General features: G+C 58.5%; 2 protein-coding genes. Both read left to right on the top strand.

The window, feature by feature from the left end:
• Positions 1–306 (top strand): integrase core domain-containing protein (locus tag C1I98_RS39770; protein ID WP_146607966.1); only part of this gene is annotated, 306 nt, incomplete at its 5' end.
• Positions 307–380: 74 nt separating this feature from the next.
• Positions 381–458, top strand: a 78-nt coding sequence (locus C1I98_RS46495; protein ID WP_438672145.1) for a transposase, incomplete at its 3' end; no start/stop codon positions are given.

The following is a 458-nucleotide window of genomic DNA, read 5'->3' as shown; positions in this document are numbered from 1 at the left end:
GCACTCGATGCCCTGGAAATGGCGGTCTGGTCTGGTGGAGGTGACGTCGGTGGCCTCGTTCACCATTCGGATAGGGGAGTTCAATACACTTCCATCCGCTACGCTGAACGGCTTGATCAGGTCGGCGTGGCGCGTTCTGTCGGTGGCGAGGGCGATTCGTATGACGATGCGGCGGCCGAGTCCATGAACAGTTTCTACAAAAAGGGGCTCATCGACTTCTACGGCGGCTGGAAAGGTGTCATGGACGTGACTATCGCCACGATGGAATGGGTTGCCTGGTACAATTCTGAACGGCTACGTTCTTAGAGCGTGTTTGAGAAGATCGTTCATATCCGGCGTGGCGGCGTGACGAGACATGCCGATACCGCCAAAGTGGCTCGATGCCTCCCGATCGCTACCCCTCCGATCTGACCGACGCCCAGTGGGAACTGATCGAACCTGTGCTGCCCGGGCCGAAC

The organism is Spongiactinospora gelatinilytica (assembly GCF_003236385.1).
Lineage (GTDB): Bacteria > Actinomycetota > Actinomycetes > Streptosporangiales > Streptosporangiaceae > Spongiactinospora > Spongiactinospora gelatinilytica.
Note: the sequence above shows the minus strand (reverse complement) of the source record. Positions and strands in the feature narration are given on the sequence as shown.